We start from the raw sequence: 20,287 nt of genomic DNA, 5'->3' as shown, positions 1-20,287 counted from the left end.
CTTTCATCAACAAACCATGGAAGGTCGTCTTCCCCGGCAAGAACTATGGGTTTGATAACGAAAAAACGAAAAAGACAGACCCATGGAGAATGAGTGAGAACGTGTCCAGAATTAGGGGGCCTAACCGTTAATGACAATAAATCACTCGATAAAGATTAAACAACCACCTCCGCAGCCGGTAAAAAAAGGCTCCTCCGTCTGATTTAAACGGAAGAGCCTCTTTTAGATTGGGGGAATAAGTTGCTTCTGCCCCGTTTTCCAGAACTGAAAAATTACATTTTTACGTACATCGGCAGCTGATTATATCCGAGCTCTCTCACATACACGAACAGATTTCCTTTATGGTTAATTTCGTGATCGATTGCTATTTCCAGCAGCCGCCACGCCGGCAGCTTAGTACCCATCATTTCGGTCAGGTCAACCGTCTGTTCCAGTGTTTCCTCATCCATCGATTCAATCACTTTGACTGAAGCTTCCGTATAGCGGTCTGCCAGTTCATTTAATGAAACGTCTTCCGTTCCTTCATGCAGTTTTTCCGGTTCCTGTCCGGCTGCCATGCAGGCAAACTGGTGAAAGGAGCTGAGCATATGCGTAACGAGCTCTTCGGCAGTCATAGACGTATCCGTCGGCCGGTAGCCGTAATTTTTTTTATCGATTTTTTCGGCAAGCTCTTTTGTCACTTTTCGGTGGGAAAGAAAATCCTCTTTATAGTACACATTATCTCTGCGCATGCTATCTCTCCTTTTATGAAAGTATAAAGAAACTATTCCCGTCCCCGCTCCTGAACTAACGTAAAAGAACAAACCGCAGGCAGTATAAGTCTTTATTAGACGCTGCCAATACGGTTCATTAAGTACTCATAAGCAGAAAAGAACCTCCATAACTATACTGTTATAGAGGTTCCCAGGCTGTTCACTTTGGATTATTATTTATCGTGTTTGGAGTCCCAGCTGTCGATGTTCTTCAGGCCTTTAATGCTGTCACGGTGGAATGTTGGATCCAGCCCGCGGCGGCTCTGATTCTGGAAGTGCCGCAGAGCTTTTATCGCTACATGACCGAGAAGCAGTACAGCTACGAGGTTTACGAGTGCCATCGAGCCCATAAACAGATCAGCCATGGCCCAGATAATTTCAAGGTCGGCTGTTGCTCCAACGAGGATCATCATAAGAAAAGCAATCCGGAACATGAGAAGATAAATCGGCTTTTCCGAAATGAACTCAACGTTTACTTCCCCATAGTAATAGTTACCGAGCAGGGAACTGAAGGCGAAGAAGAAAATCGCGATTGTCACATAGATGGCGGCCCCTTCCCCGACGTGTTCGGCCAGGGCTGCCTGTGTCAGCTGTATTCCTTCCATGTCCCCAATGGTGTAAACATCTGTCAGAAGGATAATGAATGCCGTCGCACTGCATATAATAATCGTATCGACAAGCACCCCGAGAGACTGGACGAGTCCCTGTTTTACCGGGTGGCTGACATATACGGTTGCAGCCGCGTTCGGTGCACTACCCATACCGGCTTCGTTGGAGAAGAGCCCTCTCTGGACACCGTTCATAATTGCTGCGCCGATACCGCCTCCGACCATTTCTTCGATACCGAATGCGTTGGCAAAGATCATCGAAAAGATGGCAGGCACCTGCTCGATATTCATAGCTGTAATAATAATCGCACCGATCACATATGTAACTGCAAAGATCGGTACGATGACTTCGGCTACAACAGCAATGCGGCGTACCCCGCCGAAAATGATTACAGCCATAATTCCGGCAATGACCAGACCGATAGCAATCGAAGGAATTTCAAATGCCCCGACAAACGCGTCGGAAATCGTATGGGTCTGTACTCCGTTAAAGATGAGTCCGAAACAGAGAACAATCAGCACAGCAAAAATGATCCCCATCAGCCGGGAATTAAGACCTTTCTGCATGTAGTAGGCCGGTCCGCCCCGGAAGCCGTCCTTGTCCTTTACTTTATAAATCTGTGCGAGGGTACTTTCAATAAACCCTGTCGCTGCACCGATCAGTGCAACAATCCACATCCAGAAAATAGCCCCCGGTCCACCAACCGAAATGGCGATTGCTACACCGGCAAGGTTTCCTGTTCCGACACGTGCTGCAGTACTGATAGCAAATGCCTGAAACGGCGTCGTCCCTTTCTTTTCTCTGAAGGCAGTTCTGTCTGTCCCTTTAAAAAGCTCACGGACCATGGTCGGAAACAGCCTGAACTGGACAAAATTCGTGCGGATAGTGAGATAGAGACCCAGACCCAGCAGGAAAATAATTAGTATGTAGGTCCAGAGCAGGTCGTTTCCGATATCGATAAGGTTCCCAAACCACGTATCCGCTGCAAACCAATCTGCCATGATGTTACCTCCTTTTTTTGTAAATTTATCTTTTATTACCCTGAAAAATTATACCATAAACGCCCTGTCTGTGTTTTTTCTACTGAAAATAGTCTTCTAAACCACCCTCGTTTCTTGCCCTTTAGCCGTTTTACTATTTCAAAAAAATATTCCCTGAGCCAATGTTTTTACAGCTGCTGCCGGAAAGACCGCCACTGCCTCTGACTTTCCCTGCCGGCAAAATTCCGTAAAGAAAAAACCTGCCGGAGAGGCAGGTTTTTCAGGCGGTTGATAAAGTATTTCTGATTTTATTCCACTGCTTCTTTTACTTCTTTAATCATTTCCTGAACGGACGTAATTCCTCCGGCGGAGAGGTACCAGTATTCCGGGTTGAGGTACGTAATATTATCGTTTTCTGCCGCGTCTGTCCGATTGACGAGGTCGTTGTCCAGGGTGGAAGCCGCGTCTTCTTCTTCCCCGCTGTCGCTGACTACCGCACCGCGGTCAAGAACGAAAAGCATGTCCGGGTTCATTTCCAGAATGTACTCAAAGGAAACATTCTGTCCGTGATTGGCGTCCTCGATGTTTTCATCTGCTGGTGTTACGCCAAATTCGTTGTGAAGTATTCCAAACCGCGAATCCGCTCCGTAGGCACTGACCTGTCCTTCATTTGTCATTACCATGAGGCCGTTTTTATCCTCATCTGACACAGCCTGCAGAGCGTCCAATTCTTCTTTTACCTGCTCCAGCGAAGCTTCTGCTTCGTCCGGACGGTCGAAGATTTCCCCAAGCTGGGTCACCTGCTCTTCAAACGAAGCTATATAATCTGTCTGATCCACAGACATCATCACTGTCGGAGCGATATCATTGAGTTCATCATAGGCTTCCGCCGTTCTGCCTCCGATCAGAATTAAATCCGGCTCCATCCCGTAAATCGTTTCAAAGTCCGGTTCAAATAAAGTTCCTGCGTTCTCATATTCTTCTCCTTCAAATCCATTTAAATAGGAAGGAATGTTTCCCTGTGGTACGGCTGCAGGCTCTACGCCGAAGTTTTCCATCACGTCAAGCACTCCATAGTCAAACACGACTACTTTTTCAGGATTAACAGGCACTTCCGTATCACCAAGTTCGTGGGAGATAGTAATCGTTCCATCGTTTTCATCTGCAGCTTCGTCACTTCCGGTCTCCGCACTGTTTTCTTCGGCAGTGTTGTTCACTTCGTCGGAGCTGTTTTCTCCGCCGCTGGCGCTTCCTTCACTTTCCCCACAGGCTGCAAGCAGCGCGGCTGTTCCGGCCAGCATAACAAATGATATCTTTTTCATAAGTATTTCTCTCCTTTATTTTTGCTCCACCGGCAGCGGAGCTTTTTATAAAATCATCTTCTATTAAAACCCGGGATGGATATCAGGCTGCCCCGGCTCGTGCAGCGAAGGGCATATTTATTTTTCTTTTTTCAATTTTGTTAAGTAGATTAACTGCTGCCCCTGTACGGACGCTTTTCAGGAGGGGGGGACTGAAGCGCCTTTTCTCCGGGGCAGCCTTCAGGAAAAGTAGACGCAGATTTTTTGATTGTTTACTTCCTGCACCTGAAAATCCATGTCGTAAATTTTCTTCAAATGTTCCGGATGAATAACATCCCACGTCCTGCCTTCCATTTCTACTTTTCCGTATTTCATCGCTACAATGTAGTCGGAATAACAGGAAGCAAAGTTTATATCGTGAATAACGAGTACGACGGTTTTCCCGAGGTCATCCACGAGGGAGCGAAGAACTTTCATTATCTGTACGGAATGCCTCATATCGAGATTATTCAAGGGCTCATCGAGCAGAATATAATCCGTATCCTGGGCGAGAATCATCGCGATAAATGCCCGCTGGCGCTGTCCTCCGCTCAATTCATCCAAAAACTTATTTTCGATCTCCTGCAGTTCCACATACGCCACCGCATCGTCAATAATTTGTTCATCTTCGTCTGTCAGCCGGCCGCGTGTATAGGGGAAACGGCCGAAAGAAACAAGATCTCTTACACTGAGCCTGACGCTCATTTCGTTGGACTGCTTCAGAATCGAAAGCCTTTTAGCAAGCTCTTTGTCCTCTACGTGTTCCATCGGCGTCCCGTCAATCGACACAGATCCGCCATCCCGGGAAAGCAGACGGCTGACCATGGAAAGAAGCGTACTCTTCCCCGCTCCGTTCGGACCAATAAATGTCGTCATTTTTCCTTGCGCGATGGACGCTGTTACATTGTCTACCACGGCTGTTCCTCCGTATTTTTTCACAAGCGTTTCTGCAAAGATCATCTATGTTTCTCCTTTCGCAGCAGCAGCCATAAAAAGTAGACGCCGCCGATGAAGTTGATAATGACACTGAGAGTCGTTTCAAACGTAAAGACATGCTCGACAATGATCTGCCCTGTGAGCAGCGTGTTGATGCCGACGAGCATGCCTGCCGGAAGCAGCCATCTATGCTCGTGTGTCCGCATAAATTCATACGTGACATTCGCTGTAAGAAGACCTAAAAACATAATCGGACCGACTAAAGCTGTAGCAAGGGAAATGAGAATAGTCACCAGGATGAGCAGGTGGCGGACAAGCCGCTGGTAGTCGAGGCCGAGATTGACGGCATGACTCCTTCCAAGGGCCAGGACATCAAGCATTCTCCGGCTTCTCATGCCTATAGCGGTCAGCAGAATAAAGCCCGCTCCGGCCACGTAAAGCAGATCTGTCTGCACGCGCTGAAAGCTTGCGAACATCCGGTTCTGCACCGTCTGAAATTCGTTCGGGTCAATCAGTACCTGCATAAAAGTAGTCAGACTCGAAAAAAACGTCCCGAAAACGAACCCGATAAGAAGCAGCAGATACAGATGATAGCTTTCTCCTTTAAACAGAAGCCTGTAAAACAAAAAGGAAAAACCGACCATCAGAATTGTGGAAAGCAGAAAATTGAGTTCTGCACGGACCATCACTACACTCAGCGAACCAAACGTAAATACAATAAACGTCTGCAGCAGCATATAAAGGGAATCAAGCCCGATAATGTTCGGTGTAAGAATCCGGTTCCCGGTAATCGTCTGGAACACGATGGTCGCGTAAGTTATTGCTGCTCCCGTCAGAATGAATGCTGCCACCATCCGGCCCCGGCGCTGAAGTACGTACTCCCAGTTGCCGTCTGCCCCAATTGTTAAAAAGGCTGTTATCAGAAGAAGCATCATGATAAATAAAATGACTATCTTTTGTTTAACTCCCATGACGGCCCCTCCTTAGCAGAAGATAAAGGAAGATCCCGCTTCCGATAACACCGACCGTCAGTCCGATCGGTATTTCATACGGATAGATGATTGTTCTTCCGAAAATGTCGCAGATAAGTACAAAAGCAGCTCCTGCAACCGCCGTATACGGAAGGTTTTTCCTCATGTGCCCCCCGCGGAAGATCGTAACGAGGTTAGGTACGATCAGACCGAGAAACGGTATCATTCCGATTGAGAGAACGACGAGCGATGTAATCAGTGCCACGGAAACGAGGCCGGTATTAATTACCGTCCGGTAGGAAACACCGAGGTTTCTTGCAAAAGATTCTCCCATTCCCGCCGCGGTAATCCGGTCCGCATACCAGTATGTAAACAGAAGAACTGGAACCGTCAGCCAGAGAAGTTCATATTCTCCGGAAATGACGGATGCAAAGTTTCCCTGCAGCCAAGCGGTCATGTTCTGGATCAAATCGTAGCGGTAGGCAAAAAATGTTGTGATCGAGCCGAGAATGTTACCAAACATCAGTCCGACAAGCGGAATGAAGATCGGATCCTTTCTCCGGACCCTCTCCAGAATAAACATAAATATAAACGTGCCGGCGACAGCAAACGCAACCGCCGTGCCAATACGAACGAGCGCCGGGGCCCCGGCAAGAAACAGGATGGAAACGAGCATCCCGAGCCGCGCGGCATCCATCGTCCCCGCTGTCGTAGGCGAGACGAGCCTGTTCTGGGTAAGCTGCTGCATTACAAGCCCCGCAACCGCCATTCCTGCTCCGGCGATCAGAATACTCAGCATTCTAGGTATACGGCTGGACCAGAAGATCTCCCGCTGCTCTTCGGTCATGCTGAAAAGATCAGTAATGGATAACGAGCTGACGCCTATAAACAAACTGACAAATGCGAGGACGCCGAGAAGCAGGAGTACATAGCGTAATTTCATAGCGTTCCTCCACTTGAAAACCACAAGTACCTGTGTAATATTTTGATGATAATGAGATTCATTATCAATTAGTCGACAATTCTTATCATAGCACTTCTAAATATAAATGCAAACAAAAATTAGTATACCCCTTTAATTATCCATCAAAACTGCCCCCGAGAGCTGAAAAAGTGCAGGACGGGATTCGTCCTGCACTTTTTCATATAGATCGTTTTTCCTTTTTTGACGGCTCGTAAATCATCCCAATTCGTGCATTTTAATAAATCGATTAAGAACAAGGCACCGGCTTAAAATACGGAAGCGGACGTCCTCTCCGTAAGAAGGGGTTGGGCAGCCTGGTATTTCCTCAGCGATTTTGGCAATGTAGGTCATATCCACCCACTCTGCAAGCCGGCCTTCCCTTACCATCTCTTCCGCTTCAAGACAAAAATCTCCCCAAGCTTCCTTCATCCGATAGACAGCATCTGCTGCGGCAGGATTATCCCGGTGTGGGAGGAAACGTACACTTTCCGGAAGGATATTCCTGGAAGCCCTTCTTGCAAGCGAACGCTCCAGCCCGTGTTTTACAAACTGTTCTTCAGGGATCGCGAGGCAGAACTGAATGACCCGGTAATCATCTGTCGGATCTCTTTCCCATAAGCCGGTGTGCAGCGACAGCTTTGCTGAGGCAGTGCCTTCGTTATTCCAGTGGAAATTCTGCATTAAAGACCGTTTACGGAAGTCGCTCAGGTCATGTTCTTCCGGATCGCTCAGCGGATAGCTGTATTTTCTGCACAGTTCAAACACGCCGGTTTTTTTCGCCAGATCCGGGTTGATCCAGTTCGGCATACTGCCGGAGTCCCGTATTTTTTGTCTCAGTGCTTTTTTTGCCATTACCGGAAGCAGCTTTGTCCGGGCCATCCCGTAGCGGGCAGCGTAGGAACTCAGCTCCCCGTTCAGCTGTTTCCATTTCATTTTCTTAAGCAGCTCCGTGTAATAATAATGGTTCAGCCGGTGAGACCCCCAGGAAATAGTATCCCCCCCGCGGAAGCCGTTCAGAAGAACCCGTACGGAGTCTTTCTTCGCTGCTTCGTGCACCTCTTCCCGGCGGAAAAAAGTATCCGTTGACTTAAACGGTGTTTCCAGCATAGTTAGATGGTTATCAAGCTTTTCCAGCGGATGGGAACCGTCCAGCGTCAGCATTTTATTTTTTATATTGCCGGCGCAGCGGACCGTCTCTTCCAACGCTTTTATTTCTTCAGCAGCCTTATGACTGTCTGCCCAGTCATAAAAGTCTTCTTTCGGTTTCACGGTGTACGTGTGAAGAGGATAACTTAATTCTCTGCCTGCTATGCTTGCAACGATTCCTGATTCGAGCCCGCCGTACAGCAGAGAGCCCTGCTTTCCTATGGACCTCAGCTTGCTGCGTACGGACTCTGCCAAAATACTTCGGAGAACCTCCTCGTACTCTTCGTCCCGGCTCAGTGTAATACGGTAATGCGGATCGATCAGACTGTACTGTTTGACCGCCGTTTTTTCTTCACTGATAATAACCACGGCAGAAGGCGGTACCTGCTGAATGTCCCGGAATACGGTTATATTCATGTCCAGCGCCTCCACGTTGGACGGAAGAGCAATAAACTGGGCAATCCAGTCATCATTAAACTTCTTCCCCGCTTCCGGAAGCTGAAACAGCACTTCCTTCGTCGAAGAAAAAGCTGCTGTGTTGTTCCGGTGGAAGTAGTAGAGTGTCCGTGAACCTGAACTGTCCCGGAACAGAAAAAGTTTTTGTTCCTGCCTGTCCCAGACAGATACCGCGAAGCTTCCAAGCACTTTGTACACCATCCGCAGTCCCCATTTTTCAAACGCTCTTGCCAGGAGCATCGTATCGGTCATGTAACGGCGCCGGGATGGATGAATGTCGAGGTCGTAAAACAAATCTTTTCTGTTATCCAGTACCGCATCTGACGTAACGACAAAGCGGTCTTTATACACAAAAGGAAGCCGCTCTCCTACACTTTCACTGGTGAGCCATTGATGCGCACAGGCAATAACCGCCCCTTCATCACGCCACACCTGAAGAGCATCCGACTGATACGTTTCCAGTGTACGGATTACCCTCTCTTCTTCCTCTGCTTCTATTTTCCGGGCCGCACGGATAACGCCTGCAACCGCTCCCACCAGTTATCCCTCCTTTATTGAATTAACGAACGAACCGTTCCTATTGTTCCATTTTATTCGAAACCTCTTTTCTGCCAGCTGAGCTGAAATTCATTATTAGTTAATGAAGGATATGACGTCCCTCACAGTCTGTCATGCAGGTATTAAAGGCACTCTCAAAAAAATGGCTCTATTAAAGCTTTGTATTGTTTTTGAAAGTCGCCTGCGGCTCTTTACACCTGCCGCAGAGAAAGCATGCGGCTGTCCTTTTGTCCAGGAGTATCTGCGCGCCTTCCGCAGGCGTCTCTGCCCGGGCATCGGTTTTACGAATAAAGAGCAGCATTCATGAAAAGCAGAACTTTTCTTTTTCTATGAAAAAGCGAAGTGTTTCTCCAGCCGTCAGCGAACACAGCGAAAAAATTGAGATTCAACAGAACCACCTCGTAAAACGAAGAAAAGGGCATCGAATAAGCTTCGCATACCTAAATAACAGCGTACCATTCTCAATAACGAACGTATATCCTTAATCTACCATTTGAATAATGAACTGTCAATTATATAGAGAGTCCTTCACCCTATTACTAAATAACTGAAATACCCGAAATTTTACCAGACAAAAGCACCTATTTTACACAAATTGGACACAGTTATTGATTTATCATGTGCAAACGCTTACTATCTTAAGTTAGAATAGTTAAAATATTCACAAGGTTTCTGGAGGGATGTTCCATGAAGAACCGTTGGTTAATTGCACTATCGGCTATTGCCATACATTTGTCGATCGGTGCCGCCTATGCGTACAGTGTTTACACGAATCCTATTAATGAAGCAATGGGATGGTCCACCACTCAAATCACCATTGCCTTTACGATCATGATGGCTCTTGCCGGACTGTCAGCTGCTTTTTTTGGCAGTTTCGTCGAAAGACAGGGACCGAAACGTTCTGCTTTTTACGCAGCAGTACTTTTCAGCGCCGGACAGATTGGTGCGGGTGTTTCTGTTGCTGTTGATTCCGTCTGGCTTTTCCTTCTTACATATGGTTTTCTAAGCGGACTTGGACTAGGCTTTGGGTATATCGCACCTGTTTCCACACTTGTAAAATGGTTCCCGGACCGCCGGGGGCTTGCAACAGGAATGGCCGTTATGGGCTTTGGTATGGGTGCACTGATCACCGCTCCGATCGCCGCGAACCTGATGGGCACAATTGGTATTTCCAGCACCTTTTACGTGCTCGGTATCGCCTACTTTATCTTAATGATTCTTGGAGCTGCCTACATCGCTCCGCCGCCGGAAGGCTGGATGCCTCCCGGAATGCAGGACGACATTGATTCCGGCAAAAAAGTTGTAAAAAGGGACCTTTCCCAGATGACGGCTGCCCAGGCTGTCCGGACACGCCGCTTCTGGCTTCTTTGGACGATGATGCTTATTAACACGAGTGCCGGTATTATGATGATTTCCGTCGCTTCACCGATGGCCCAGGAAACCGTCGGGATGACTGCTGCCGCGGCTGGTACGATGGTAGGTATTATGGGTATCATTAACGGGGGAAGCCGGCTTGCCTGGGCTGCGGTTTCAGATTACCTTGGACGATCCAACGTCTTTATGATTTTCTTTGTTGTACAGGTCGTCGCTTTTCTCAGCTTTCCGAATATTACGAGTGTTATCCTGTTTCAGCTGTTTATCTTTATTGTTGTCAGCTGTTATGGTGGAGGGTTTTCCAACCTGCCGGCTTTCGTCGGAGATTTATTCGGCACGATGCGTCTCGGACAGATCCACGGCTATCTCCTGACGACGTGGTCACTCGGAGGTATTATCGGCCCGCAGATTGTGACGCAGGTGTATGCACGCACCGGCAGCTATATTCCGGTTTTCTATATTTTTCTCAGCCTGATGGCTCTCGCACTCATCTGTACGCTTCTGATTAAGGCAGACATTCGAAAAACAGAAGCTGCCCGGTTAAATCAGGAAAATGAGCAAGAGGAATTTCAAAATACAGCCGCCGTTTCCGAAAGGTAAAAAAAGCTCCCGCATAAAATAATGCGGGAGCTTTATTACGTTCTCTTATTCTTTTACCCGGTTTACCTGGCTGTCGAGGGAGATATCCTTGTCTTTACGATCGTCAATTTTCATCGTAGTCACAACACGGGATGCGTTTTTTTGAATTTCGTTTAGATGAATAGCCTGAGCTACATCAAACAGCTTATCAATATCTCCTTCCACAATAGTGGAAGTCGGGGTTACCTGATAGTTCAGACCGTTCTGCTCAATAATGGCTACTGCTCTTTCTACATCGTCTCCGAAGCTTTCTGATCCTGTTCCGACTGGTACAACACTAAGTTCTAAAATTGGCATAGATGTAAGCCTCCTTTTTGTAATTCATCGCTTAGTGTTTAGTATTGCCGGATTTGCTTTCGATTAAACATAGGTCTTCGGCTGATTTCACCATTAGCGGAATCACCTGCCGCAGTCCAGCTCTTTTCCTCTATTCCGGAGGGGTGAAAGTTCTTTTCGCCAGTTCCGAATCAAGCATTTCAAAGGCATTTTTGTCTTCTCCGATACGCTTCAGACGCTGTATCAGCGTATCAAAGGACGCCTCTTCCTCCACCTGCTCTTCAATAAACCAGTTCAGGAAAGTCATTGTTGCGTGTTCTCTTTCGTCCATCGCAAGGTCCGCCAAGTGATAAATGCGGCGCGTTACTTCCTTTTCATGTTCCAGAGATTTTTCGAACGTTTCCAGTACAGAGTTAAACGTGTTGGATGGATGATCCATACCGCTGATTTCTGCCCTATCGCCCATGTCGTTGATAAAATTATAAAATTTCATCGCATGGAACCGTTCTTCTACCGACTGGACGAGAAAAAAGTTGGCAAAGCCGTCCAGACTTTCCGCCGAACAGTAAGCAGCAGTGGCGAGGTAAACATGCGCCGAATAAAATTCGTAGTTCATTTGTTCGTTCAGTGCTTCGGTTAATTTTTTGCTGAGCATAAACATCCTCCTTGAATAATTTGGGCTGAGATGTACCTCGGAGAAATTTACTGAAATTTCTCCGGGTTTTTCCGGTGTCTTTACCGGCCGTAAACCAACTATAACATGAACAGTTTTTCCCGCTTGAAGTGCTTCCCTCTACTTTTCTTCAGAAAGCTTTTTCAGCGGTTTCAGCGCCGGACCTTCCAGCACTTTTCCGTCCGGATCGAACCGGGAACCGTGGCACGGGCAGTCCCACGAACTTTCTCCATTGTTCCATGCCAGTTCACACCCGAGATGTGTACACGTTGTATCGACAATGGTAAGCCGGCCTTCTTCGTCCCGGTAGGCTCCTGCCCGGCTGCCTTTATACTGGATCACAGATCCTTCGCCGGGGGACAGGTCCTCCGGATTTTTCCGGTGTCCTCGGTCGAGCTTTCCTTTAACAAAACTTCTTGCTACATCCATATTTTCTTTAACGGCGTTTTTCATGTCCTGTCCCGGGCTGAAGCGGGAAGGCGTAAACAGGGAGGCATAAGGATTCCTTCTGCCCTGGATACCGTCCGCAATGATATGGGCGGCTGCAATGCCACCTGTCATTCCCCATTTGGCAAAACCAGTGGCAATATATACATCTTTTTTCCCCGGGGTCATCGGACCGATGTAGGGAAGACCGTCCAATGTGGAAATATCCTGTGCCGACCAGCGGTAGTGGGCTCCTCTGACATTAAAGTGTCTTGCGGCGTAGTCAAGCAGCCTTTGATAATTTTCCATCGTATCCGTTTTCTGACCGGACGTATGTCCTTCTCCTCCGATAAGAAGAAAGTCCCTGCCGCCGGGCCCCGGTGTCTGTCTCATCGAACGTTTTGGACTTTCTGCATTCAAATACATGCCCTGCGGCACTTTTTCATTCAGCTCCACCGCAACAACATACGAACGCTCCACGTGCAGCCGGGCTGCATAAAGAGAGTACAAATCTTTAAAGGGGTAGTGGGTAGCCATTACTACGTTATCTGCCGTGATGGTATGCCCATTCTCTGTGATGACTTCCGGCCGCTCTCCTCTTTTTATGTCCACAGCTCTCGTGTGCTCATGCACCGGCATGTTTTCGACTTCCAGATAGCGGAGCAGCTTGGCAAGAAAACAGACCGGATGAAACTGCGCCTGATCGTGCATCATCAAGGCTTTTTTCACGGGAAAAGGAAGCTCATGTTTTTCTGTCAATTTTCCGTCAAGACCGAGCTTCTCGTAGGCTTCTGCTTCCTTGTCCAGGAGCCGGGAGCCGTCTTCTGTTTCTGCATAGAGAATTGCCGGACGCCGTTCAAATCCACAGTCGATATTCAGCTTGCGGCACATTCTCTCCGTCCACGCGATGGCATCTTCCTGAGCATCGTAATATAAGGCAGCCTTATCTTCTCCGAACGTATCTACCATCGAGGCATAGCCGGCTCCATGCTGGGAAGTCACTTTGGCTGTCGTATATCCAGTTGCTCCTCCTCCCATCCGGCCGGCATCAATTAAAGTAACCCGAAAACCTCGTCTCGCCAGTACGAAAGCTGTCGTCACCCCGGCTATTCCGCCGCCGATTACGCACACTTCTGTATCGAGGTCCTTCTCAAGTGCCGGAAAGGACTGCAGCTCTTTTTCTCTCCACAGCGATGAAGCACGTAAAGGCAGTTCCCTTTTCATACATAACTCCCCCTCTTCTTATTGCCTGCTGTTATTTCTTTTATTCCCAGGGAAGATTTAACCAAAACAAAATTATTTGAAAATTCATCCTTTTATGGTATTATGAAACCGCTTACAGTTTTACACATTTACCATATAAACAGGAGGGTGATCGTGGATGAAGTATGCAGTACCTAATTCAGAAGGAAGCGTAGTACAATTCAGAGAAAAATACGATAACTACATTGGCGGGAAATTCCAGCCGCCGGCAAACGGGGAATATTTTGATAACGTGACTCCTGTCACAGGAAAAGCGTTCACTAAAATAGCCCGCTCCTCCAAAGAAGATATCGAGTCCGCACTCGATGCTGCACATGAAGCAAAAGCAGACTGGGGCATGATGTCTGTTACAGACAGAGCCAACATTCTGAATAAGATAGCCGACCGGATGGAAGCTAACCTGGAAAAGCTTGCTGTAGCAGAAACGTGGGAAAACGGAAAAGCCGTCCGGGAAACACTCGCTGCCGACATTCCGCTGGCGATCGATCATTACCGTTATTTTGCTTCTGCTATCCGTACGCAGGAAGGCGGTATCAGTCAGATAGACAAGGACACTGTCGCCTATCACTTTCATGAGCCGGTCGGCGTTGTCGGCCAGATCATTCCGTGGAACTTCCCGCTTCTGATGGCAGCGTGGAAAATTGCGCCGGCGCTTGCGGGTGGCAACTGTATCGTACTGAAGCCGGCCGAGCAGACACCTTCCTCCATCTTCGTATGGCTTGAGCTGATAGAAGATCTTCTGCCGCCCGGCGTATTGAACGTCGTCAGCGGATTTGGTGTGGAAGCCGGAAAACCGCTCGCTTCCAACCCCCGCATTGACAAAATTGCCTTTACAGGAGAGACGACCACCGGCCGTCTGATCATGCAGTATGCTTCTGAAAACATTATTCCCGTGACGCTCGAGCTTGGCGGTAAGTCACCGAACCTTTTCTTCGAGGACGTCATGCAGCAGGATGATTCCTACCTCGATAAAGCGTTCGAAGGATTCGCAATGTTTGCCCTGAACCAGGGGGAAGTATGTACGTGTCCGTCAAGGGCCCTGATTCAGGAATCCATTTACGATAAATTTATGGAAAAAGCGGTGGAACGCGTAAAGAAAATCAAAGTCGGCGACCCGCTCGATACAGAAACAATGATGGGAGCCCAGGCATCCAAGGAACAGTTTGATAAAATTCTTTCCTACCTTGATATCGGAAAGCAGGAAGGCGCCAAACTTCTCTGCGGAGGTGAAAGAGCCGAGCTTGAAGGTCACCTGAGCGGCGGATACTACGTGCAGCCGACTATTTTTGAAGGACACAATAAAATGCGTATCTTCCAGGAAGAAATTTTCGGTCCGGTTCTTTCTGTGACAAGCTTTAAGGATAAAGAAGAAGCGCTCGAAACGGCCAACGATACGCTGTACGGCCTCGGCGCCGGCCTCTGGACGCGAAATGTCAACACAGCGTATCATTTCGGACGTGCCATCCAGTCCGGACGTGTATGGACGAACTGCTTCCACGATTACCCGGCCCACGCAGCGTTCGGCGGGTACAAAAAGTCCGGTATTGGACGGGAAAATCATCTTATGATGCTCAGCCATTACCAGCAGACAAAGAACCTGCTCGTCAGCTACAGTGAAGAGCCAAAAGGATTTTTCTAAGAAAGGGATGAAACACCATGGCAGAACGTGTAACAGCGACCGACGCAGCGCTTGATCTGATTGAAAAGCTGAAAAAACGGCACGGACCGCTTATGTTCCATCAGTCGGGAGGATGCTGTGACGGCAGCTCCCCGATGTGCTATCCGGATGGTGAACTGCGGATTGGAGACCAGGACGTACATCTCGGGGAAATCGGCGGCTCTCCGTTTTATATTGCTAAAGACCAGTACGAATACTGGAAGCATACCCAGCTGATTATCGATGTGGTGGACGGCCGCGGCGGCATGTTTTCACTCGAAGGCCCGGAAGGAAAACGCTTCCTGACGCGCTCACGGGTTTTCAATGAGGAAGAAAAGAAAGAACTGCAGCTGTAAACGTTCTGGGCATTTCCAGGCACATGCCTTATACTGCTTTTAACAACATACATTTATCCAGAGTGGATGAGAGATCTGGCTCGACGACTCCACGGCAACCTGCCTGTGCAAGGTGCCCCTTCCAGCAAAGCAGAAGCTTTGAGTGATGAATGAATAGTTACGGGCTGATCCCCGGTTTCATTACTTTTAATGAAACCGGGGATTTTTTGTTCTTCTATTGGAAATGTATGTTGAATTTCTTTAAGAGGAGCGATTGCAATGAGTATGGCATTTGGTTATTTCAGCAAAGCCGTCACACCCGAGAAGTTTTTTGAAACCGTAGCAGGAATACTGTACCGAAAGATGAAGGATTTTGTTTATGAGGTGGATGCCGGACAGTCGTTTCTTAACGGCAGCTTTTATATCGTCGTCCAGGGAGGAAAAGAAAGGTATAAGCTTAACCTGACACGGGAAAAGTCCTTAGAGCTTCAGAATAAAGCTCCCTATGCTCTGGAAAATTTCCTCTGGGGAGAGCTGGAAAAGCAGGGCCTTCCCGCCCATAAATTTCAGTAGTGACGCTGGAGTTCAAGGGTGTCGACTGTACTTCACCCTAAATGATGGAAAAAAAGGCTGTCTCCGGTTTTCGCAGAGACAGCCTTTTTTTTTCCAAAGTGTTGATTAAATCTTATCTCCGGAATAATTATTCCGTCGTATCAGCCTCTTCCGGCTCACCCTGCGGTGGAGCTTGTCATCAGCTGTTTGAACTTCAGCCGTGAAGCATCTTCCGACTTCGCAATCTGTAGTGTCCGCCGAACTTTACAGCGGAAAAAGTATCTCCTGAATGGAACATAGGGCGAAATAAATACGTTTTTTAGAAGAGAAGCCCTCTTTTTTTACTGCTGGAGCTGTAGTAGGCGACTCCGTGGCGAGATAGGACGAGCTGAAGATCCATTTCTTCCGGTCTAAGGGCGGAAGAAATTAGCTGAAGCCGGCCCGCCCGGAAAGCGTCCTACGGAGGCGAAAGTTAAAAACCGTCTATTTTTAAATAAAAACACTTTTCGGCAGCCTTATTCCACTTTAGTAAAAGTTCTTATGCGTACTCCGAGGGAAAATACAGCGCTTATGCCCCTGCCTCCCGGATAATATGCTGAACAAATTTTTGAATCCCCTGCCTGCGGGCGTGGGTGGTGGAAAGCTTCTGCTTAAGTTTCCCTTTTAAATTAACCGGCTTTTTGCAGCCTTCATAAATAAGCTCCGTTTCATTTTCATTAATTTTAATCAGCACGAAACGAAGTTTTACTTCAAAAGCGTTATCGGGGAAAAAATGCAGCTCTTTCTCCTTTCGGGAAGGAGTGTCAAGATACTGGGTTGTTTCCACAATGTACGTTTCTGTTTTTTTTCCATCCCGGGAAGTCTGACGATACCTCGCACCGATCTTATCTGGTTCTCCTTCAATCAGTTTATGCTCGGTGACCTTGGGCATAAGTTTTGTTATATACTGATCCTGAAATATGTCCCATACTACTTCAATATGGGTCGGGACAAGCGTTTTTTCCTTCCACTCCATAATGAATACGGCCCCCTCACAATCTTTCTTGTTCCTCTATTATCCGCTGAAAAAGCCCTGATGTTCAAGCGGACTGTTTGTGTTTTTTTATGAGAAATCGCGGTTCAAATATGAAGGAAAACGGTATAAATAAGAATTCTGCTATTTCTGCAGGGAGTTTCTAATTTCCCGCAGAAGCAGCGTCTGTTCATCCGGCTCTGACGTTTCTTTCTGCTTCAGCACCTGATAAGTTTTCACAAAAATGAAAAGAGACAGGGCAATAATACTGAAATCGATTAAGGACTGCAGAAACATTCCGTAACGCACTTCTGCTTCTCCAATAACAACAGCTGCACTTTCAATGTTAATTCCACCAATGACGACACCGATCAGCGGAGTCATTATATGATTCACGAAGGCGGAAATAACCTGGCCAAAAGCTGCTGCAAAAACGACTGCAACGGCTAAATCCACTACGCTTCCTTTTAGTGCAAACTCCTTCAGTTCCTTAATCATAAACGCCCTCCTCCTATTTTGAATATTCATGCCATTTTACTACAGGGGAGGTATGAAAAGATACATAATCAGAGAGAGGACGAGATTTCCAGCCGACGCCACCTTCTTTTTCTGTAAAGCAAAGAAAACTGCCCCCGGCATTCAGGAAAGAGCTTCCCTGCTGCTCACAAAGACAGTGGTGTTAGTTATTCTTAATTTTTTCTTGTTATCTCCAGGAACTCATGCCGCCTTTTACGTTAACTACATTCGTAAATCCCTGCTTCTTCAGTGTTTTTGCTGCCCGGCTGCTGCGCATGCCGCTCTGGCATATAAGCATCGTCTCCCTGCTTTTGTCCAGCTTGTCTGATTTGGAACTAAGCTGATGCAGGGGTATATTTTTAAAATCCCGAATATGATTCCCTTTATATTCGGCAGGCGTTCTGACGTCGATATATTGAACGTCTTTTTCTCCGAGACGTGATTTCAGTTCCTCTGTGGAAATATTTTTGACGCCTTTAGCCGGCATAAACATTTTCCAGAAAAGGAAAACGGCTGCAGCTGCAAACGCCATGTTAATAAAAAAATCCATCTGTTTACTTTCCCCCTTTTTGTTACTCATTGCTAAATACCTATACGGGTATATTACCATCTGAATTTATCTGTGTCAACGACTCTGAAAAAGGGAATAACATGACAAAAGCCGCCCGGAATTATCCGGACGGCTTCTGCTTTTATGAAGATCTTTAAGGGGGAAATCTTCATGAAAAAAAGTGGGGGGGTATACTTAACTTCTTACAGCTTCCACTATAACAGGTTTCCCCCAAATAGTTGTCGCATAAACCTCTAGAAAATGAAAAGAAATCTAAAATAATTGCTGAAAAAATCGGCGGCAGTTTTTTATTCGGCTTCCTGCCATACTTTCAGCAGTATTCGAAGCATTTCCGGTGTGTGTCTGAACGCATTTTCCCGGTGCAGACGTTCTGTCCGCTGGTGCGGATCTTTACCAAACGGTCCAACGTTGAGAACCGGAGCCTGGAGCTTTTTCATTTCACGAAAAGGAACCGTGTAGCCTTCTCCCCATACTGGTGTGTTTCGACGGTAGACATCGAGCTCACTTTCGTCTTTTTCATAATTAACGTAGCTGAGATCGCATATCCCGTTGAAATAGTGAATTCTTTTTATCGGGAAATCGCTGCTTTCCGATGCTTTTTCAATTTCCTCCACTGCCTTTTCGATCTTCTTTTCATAGGAAGAATTGACGGAAGGGTAATACGGGGGGGCATAAAATATTACCGTTGCGGGAGCGAGTTCCGGACAAAGAAGCATCCATTCCCCTGCCAGCCGGACAGACTGTTCCCGATCATCCCACGATTCTTCCTCTGTTACTACCCGCACTGATTCTCCAATAATGTCCTCATCGAACTTTTCCACGACGTAGCGGTACAGCTCTTCATAGCGGATTGTCCGGACAGCTCCCATCCCTTCGATCCCCTCCCGCCGGCAGAGAGCTTTATAATCGCTGCTGCACCTCTCCATCGCTTTTTTGACAGTACGCTCAAAAACGTCGAGAATTTCTTCGGCGTCCTTTTCCAGTGTAAAAACATTGAACAGCGAGGCAGCCCGGTACGGGGTCTGCGTAGAATATTCTGTTTTCAGATCCCTCAGCTGAAGAGACACTGGAAGGGGTGTTTTCTCACCGAATTTTTCTTCACGAAACGAGGGATTCCACTCCATGTCCTGGGAAACGTAGGAGGCCATATATGTAGCCGTGATACCACTCAGCGGTTCTCCGACATGAGTTTCCTTACCGAAAAACAGGGCGGCAGGCATGATCTTGCCCATAGCTCCAGTGTAAATATAATGGAGGCCGTCTCCCGGACGCTGCGTAAAAGACGGCTCGCTGTTTAAAAACAGAGAATAGGAGAGCTCATGCTGTTCCTGAAGCCTCAGCAGTTCAGGTACGACTGTCCGCATACCGACGGAATCCACCTCTTCATCGGGTACTGTTACTATGAGCAGGTTCATCGGCCATTCTTCAACTATTGCCTGTTCAATAAGGTGGAGATGCAGCACAAGACCCATTTTCATGTCCATCGTCCCACGTCCGAAAAGATAATCCCCTGATTCCAGATCTTTTCTGGCTGCTTCCGGCAGGGTTTCCGCTTCTTCCCCGAACTTTTCAGTAAGAATCCGCGGCTCGAAGGCAAACGGCTCCAGGTGGCCGTATTCTTCTGTCTGTACTGTATCAAAGTGACTCAGCAGTACGACAGTATTTTTAATATCAGTATCCGGATGCCGGTACAGTGCCGTCAATGACCGTCTTCCTTTATCTGCATCATGCAGCCTCACATAATTTTTGTATTTCTGAAAATAAGGAAGCTGCCGGAGCTTAGCCTGCAGCTTAATAGGAAAATCTTTTTCTCCCTGGGAAAACGTCCGGCTTTCCCAGCTCGTCAATTCGCACAATAAATCTTCCATAGCTTCCGCCGTGTTCCAGAACATGGCACGTCCTCCTCCGTGTTAAAACTTCTTCCAACTTCTTTTGTTCGCTTCTTCCCCCTGTATTCCCTCTTTTAATCTCTGTAAAATTTTTTCGGAGGGTGGAAATAAAACGTCCGCTCCAGCGGAAAACCGGAACGGACATCTATCAGAAGGTCGTTACATAAACATATTTGTGTAAGCGAGAAATAAAACGAATGCTGCTCCTGCCAGGAACACAATTTTCTGGGACGGTCAAAGCGCCCGCCAGATTTTTTTCATATACTTCCCTCCTCGTATAGTATGTTTAAGTCCCTTTGGAACTTATCAATTTCTCTTGCTTTCTTCTCAAGGATACTTTCCTCTTGGACACCTCGAGATATTTCTAGATAATGGTCTTAGGATCATTTGGG

Annotated in this window: 19 protein-coding genes and 1 riboswitch; of the genes, 5 read left to right on the top strand and 14 right to left on the bottom strand. The window is 47.3% G+C overall.

The window, feature by feature from the left end; genetic code table 11:
- Positions 1–272: 272 nt before the first annotated feature.
- The 7 genes from C6Y45_RS15950 to C6Y45_RS15920 all read right to left on the bottom strand — a co-directional run bounded on the left by C6Y45_RS15950 (position 273) and on the right by C6Y45_RS15920 (position 8,691).
- Positions 273–731 carry a DinB family protein gene (locus C6Y45_RS15950; RefSeq protein WP_107586218.1) on the bottom strand — a complete coding sequence of 153 codons (459 nt, stop codon included), beginning with the start codon at positions 729–731 and terminating at the stop codon, positions 273–275.
- Positions 732–925: 194 nt separating this feature from the next.
- On the bottom strand, positions 926–2,362 hold the full coding sequence (locus C6Y45_RS15945) for an alanine/glycine:cation symporter family protein (RefSeq protein ID WP_107586217.1): 1,437 nt from the start codon (positions 2,360–2,362) through the stop codon (positions 926–928).
- 287 nt (positions 2,363–2,649) lie between these two features.
- Complete coding sequence (locus tag C6Y45_RS15940; RefSeq protein ID WP_107586216.1) at positions 2,650–3,663, bottom strand: siderophore ABC transporter substrate-binding protein; 1,014 nt, start codon at positions 3,661–3,663, stop codon at positions 2,650–2,652.
- A 219-nt stretch (positions 3,664–3,882) separates the two neighbouring features.
- Positions 3,883–4,641, bottom strand: coding sequence for an iron ABC transporter ATP-binding protein (locus tag C6Y45_RS15935; protein ID WP_107586215.1), 759 nt, complete (start codon positions 4,639–4,641; stop codon positions 3,883–3,885).
- A complete protein-coding gene (locus C6Y45_RS15930) occupies positions 4,638–5,588 on the bottom strand; it encodes an iron chelate uptake ABC transporter family permease subunit (RefSeq protein ID WP_107586214.1) in 951 nt (316 codons plus the stop codon). Before C6Y45_RS15930 ends, C6Y45_RS15935 begins: the two co-directional genes overlap by 4 nt.
- Positions 5,578–6,531, bottom strand: coding sequence for an ABC transporter permease (locus C6Y45_RS15925; RefSeq protein ID WP_107586213.1), 954 nt, complete (start codon positions 6,529–6,531; stop codon positions 5,578–5,580). The genes C6Y45_RS15930 and C6Y45_RS15925 overlap by 11 nt, the downstream gene beginning before the upstream one ends.
- A 237-nt stretch (positions 6,532–6,768) precedes the next feature.
- On the bottom strand, positions 6,769–8,691 hold the full coding sequence (locus C6Y45_RS15920) for an asparagine synthase-related protein (RefSeq protein ID WP_107586212.1): 1,923 nt from the start codon (positions 8,689–8,691) through the stop codon (positions 6,769–6,771).
- A gap of 103 nt (positions 8,692–8,794) precedes the next feature.
- Between C6Y45_RS15920 and C6Y45_RS17710 the strand changes: the two genes are divergently transcribed.
- Positions 8,795–9,019 (top strand): hypothetical protein, encoded by a 225-nt coding sequence (locus C6Y45_RS17710; protein WP_160058455.1) that lies wholly within the window; start codon positions 8,795–8,797, stop codon positions 9,017–9,019.
- A gap of 380 nt (positions 9,020–9,399) precedes the next feature.
- Positions 9,400–10,686, top strand: coding sequence for an L-lactate MFS transporter (locus tag C6Y45_RS15915; protein ID WP_107586211.1), 1,287 nt, complete (start codon positions 9,400–9,402; stop codon positions 10,684–10,686).
- Between the two features lie 45 nt (positions 10,687–10,731).
- On the opposite strand, the gene C6Y45_RS15910 is transcribed toward C6Y45_RS15915, so the two are convergent.
- The 3 genes from C6Y45_RS15910 to C6Y45_RS15900 all read right to left on the bottom strand — a co-directional run bounded on the left by C6Y45_RS15910 (position 10,732) and on the right by C6Y45_RS15900 (position 13,324).
- Entirely contained in the window at positions 10,732–11,022 is a 291-nt protein-coding gene (locus C6Y45_RS15910) for an MTH1187 family thiamine-binding protein (protein WP_107586210.1), read from the bottom strand.
- A gap of 130 nt (positions 11,023–11,152) precedes the next feature.
- The gene (locus C6Y45_RS15905; protein ID WP_107586209.1) at positions 11,153–11,656 is read right to left on the bottom strand and encodes a ferritin; all 504 of its coding nucleotides are present in this window, start codon (positions 11,654–11,656) and stop codon (positions 11,153–11,155) included.
- Positions 11,657–11,794: 138 nt separating this feature from the next.
- Positions 11,795–13,324, bottom strand: coding sequence for an FAD-dependent oxidoreductase (locus tag C6Y45_RS15900; RefSeq protein WP_107586208.1), 1,530 nt, complete (start codon positions 13,322–13,324; stop codon positions 11,795–11,797).
- A 157-nt stretch (positions 13,325–13,481) separates the two neighbouring features.
- On the opposite strand from C6Y45_RS15900, the gene exaC reads away from it, so the two are divergent.
- The 3 genes from exaC to C6Y45_RS15885 all read left to right on the top strand — a co-directional run bounded on the left by exaC (position 13,482) and on the right by C6Y45_RS15885 (position 15,928).
- Positions 13,482–15,002 carry an acetaldehyde dehydrogenase ExaC gene (gene exaC, locus C6Y45_RS15895; protein ID WP_107586207.1) on the top strand — a complete coding sequence of 507 codons (1,521 nt, stop codon included), beginning with the start codon at positions 13,482–13,484 and terminating at the stop codon, positions 15,000–15,002.
- 17 nt (positions 15,003–15,019) lie between these two features.
- Positions 15,020–15,376, top strand: coding sequence for a DUF779 domain-containing protein (locus tag C6Y45_RS15890; RefSeq protein WP_107586206.1), 357 nt, complete (start codon positions 15,020–15,022; stop codon positions 15,374–15,376).
- Between the two features lie 50 nt (positions 15,377–15,426).
- A riboswitch (SAM riboswitch) is annotated at positions 15,427–15,528 on the top strand.
- 106 nt (positions 15,529–15,634) lie between these two features.
- Complete coding sequence (locus tag C6Y45_RS15885) at positions 15,635–15,928, top strand: hypothetical protein (protein ID WP_107586205.1); 294 nt, start codon at positions 15,635–15,637, stop codon at positions 15,926–15,928.
- A gap of 547 nt (positions 15,929–16,475) precedes the next feature.
- Here C6Y45_RS15885 and C6Y45_RS15880 read toward each other — a convergent pair.
- The 4 genes from C6Y45_RS15880 to C6Y45_RS15865 all read right to left on the bottom strand — a co-directional run bounded on the left by C6Y45_RS15880 (position 16,476) and on the right by C6Y45_RS15865 (position 19,898).
- Entirely contained in the window at positions 16,476–16,922 is a 447-nt protein-coding gene (locus C6Y45_RS15880) for a hypothetical protein (protein ID WP_107586204.1), read from the bottom strand.
- Positions 16,923–17,063: 141 nt separating this feature from the next.
- The gene (gene mscL / locus C6Y45_RS15875; protein ID WP_107586203.1) at positions 17,064–17,417 is read right to left on the bottom strand and encodes a large conductance mechanosensitive channel protein MscL; all 354 of its coding nucleotides are present in this window, start codon (positions 17,415–17,417) and stop codon (positions 17,064–17,066) included.
- A 205-nt stretch (positions 17,418–17,622) separates the two neighbouring features.
- On the bottom strand, positions 17,623–17,985 hold the full coding sequence (locus C6Y45_RS15870) for a rhodanese-like domain-containing protein (protein ID WP_245922685.1): 363 nt from the start codon (positions 17,983–17,985) through the stop codon (positions 17,623–17,625).
- A 308-nt stretch (positions 17,986–18,293) separates the two neighbouring features.
- On the bottom strand, positions 18,294–19,898 hold the full coding sequence (locus C6Y45_RS15865; protein ID WP_107586201.1) for a M20/M25/M40 family metallo-hydrolase: 1,605 nt from the start codon (positions 19,896–19,898) through the stop codon (positions 18,294–18,296).
- Positions 19,899–20,287: the final 389 nt, after the last annotated feature.

Source organism: Alkalicoccus saliphilus, assembly GCF_003044065.1.
GTDB classification, from domain to species: domain Bacteria; phylum Bacillota; class Bacilli; order Bacillales; family Salisediminibacteriaceae; genus Alkalicoccus; species Alkalicoccus saliphilus.
This window is presented reverse-complemented; position numbering and strand designations above follow the sequence as displayed.

Coding starts and splice junctions, on each gene's coding strand:
- C6Y45_RS15915 (WP_107586211.1), top strand. CDS start 9,400: ATGAAGAACCGTTGGTTAATTGCACTATCGGCTATTGCCATACATTTG.
- exaC (WP_107586207.1), top strand. CDS start 13,482: ATGAAGTATGCAGTACCTAATTCAGAAGGAAGCGTAGTACAATTCAGA.
- C6Y45_RS15925 (WP_107586213.1), bottom strand. CDS start 6,531: ATGAAATTACGCTATGTACTCCTGCTTCTCGGCGTCCTCGCATTTGTC.
- C6Y45_RS15885 (WP_107586205.1), top strand. CDS start 15,635: ATGAGTATGGCATTTGGTTATTTCAGCAAAGCCGTCACACCCGAGAAG.
- C6Y45_RS15935 (WP_107586215.1), bottom strand. CDS start 4,641: ATGATCTTTGCAGAAACGCTTGTGAAAAAATACGGAGGAACAGCCGTG.
- mscL (WP_107586203.1), bottom strand. CDS start 17,417: ATGATTAAGGAACTGAAGGAGTTTGCACTAAAAGGAAGCGTAGTGGAT.
- C6Y45_RS15930 (WP_107586214.1), bottom strand. CDS start 5,588: ATGGGAGTTAAACAAAAGATAGTCATTTTATTTATCATGATGCTTCTT.
- C6Y45_RS15865 (WP_107586201.1), bottom strand. CDS start 19,898: ATGTTCTGGAACACGGCGGAAGCTATGGAAGATTTATTGTGCGAATTG.
- C6Y45_RS15910 (WP_107586210.1), bottom strand. CDS start 11,022: ATGCCAATTTTAGAACTTAGTGTTGTACCAGTCGGAACAGGATCAGAA.
- C6Y45_RS15940 (WP_107586216.1), bottom strand. CDS start 3,663: ATGAAAAAGATATCATTTGTTATGCTGGCCGGAACAGCCGCGCTGCTT.
- C6Y45_RS15870 (WP_245922685.1), bottom strand. CDS start 17,985: ATGGATTTTTTTATTAACATGGCGTTTGCAGCTGCAGCCGTTTTCCTT.
- C6Y45_RS17710 (WP_160058455.1), top strand. CDS start 8,795: ATGAAGGATATGACGTCCCTCACAGTCTGTCATGCAGGTATTAAAGGC.
- C6Y45_RS15945 (WP_107586217.1), bottom strand. CDS start 2,362: ATGGCAGATTGGTTTGCAGCGGATACGTGGTTTGGGAACCTTATCGAT.
- C6Y45_RS15900 (WP_107586208.1), bottom strand. CDS start 13,324: ATGAAAAGGGAACTGCCTTTACGTGCTTCATCGCTGTGGAGAGAAAAA.
- C6Y45_RS15905 (WP_107586209.1), bottom strand. CDS start 11,656: ATGCTCAGCAAAAAATTAACCGAAGCACTGAACGAACAAATGAACTAC.
- C6Y45_RS15950 (WP_107586218.1), bottom strand. CDS start 731: ATGCGCAGAGATAATGTGTACTATAAAGAGGATTTTCTTTCCCACCGA.
- C6Y45_RS15890 (WP_107586206.1), top strand. CDS start 15,020: ATGGCAGAACGTGTAACAGCGACCGACGCAGCGCTTGATCTGATTGAA.
- C6Y45_RS15880 (WP_107586204.1), bottom strand. CDS start 16,922: ATGGAGTGGAAGGAAAAAACGCTTGTCCCGACCCATATTGAAGTAGTA.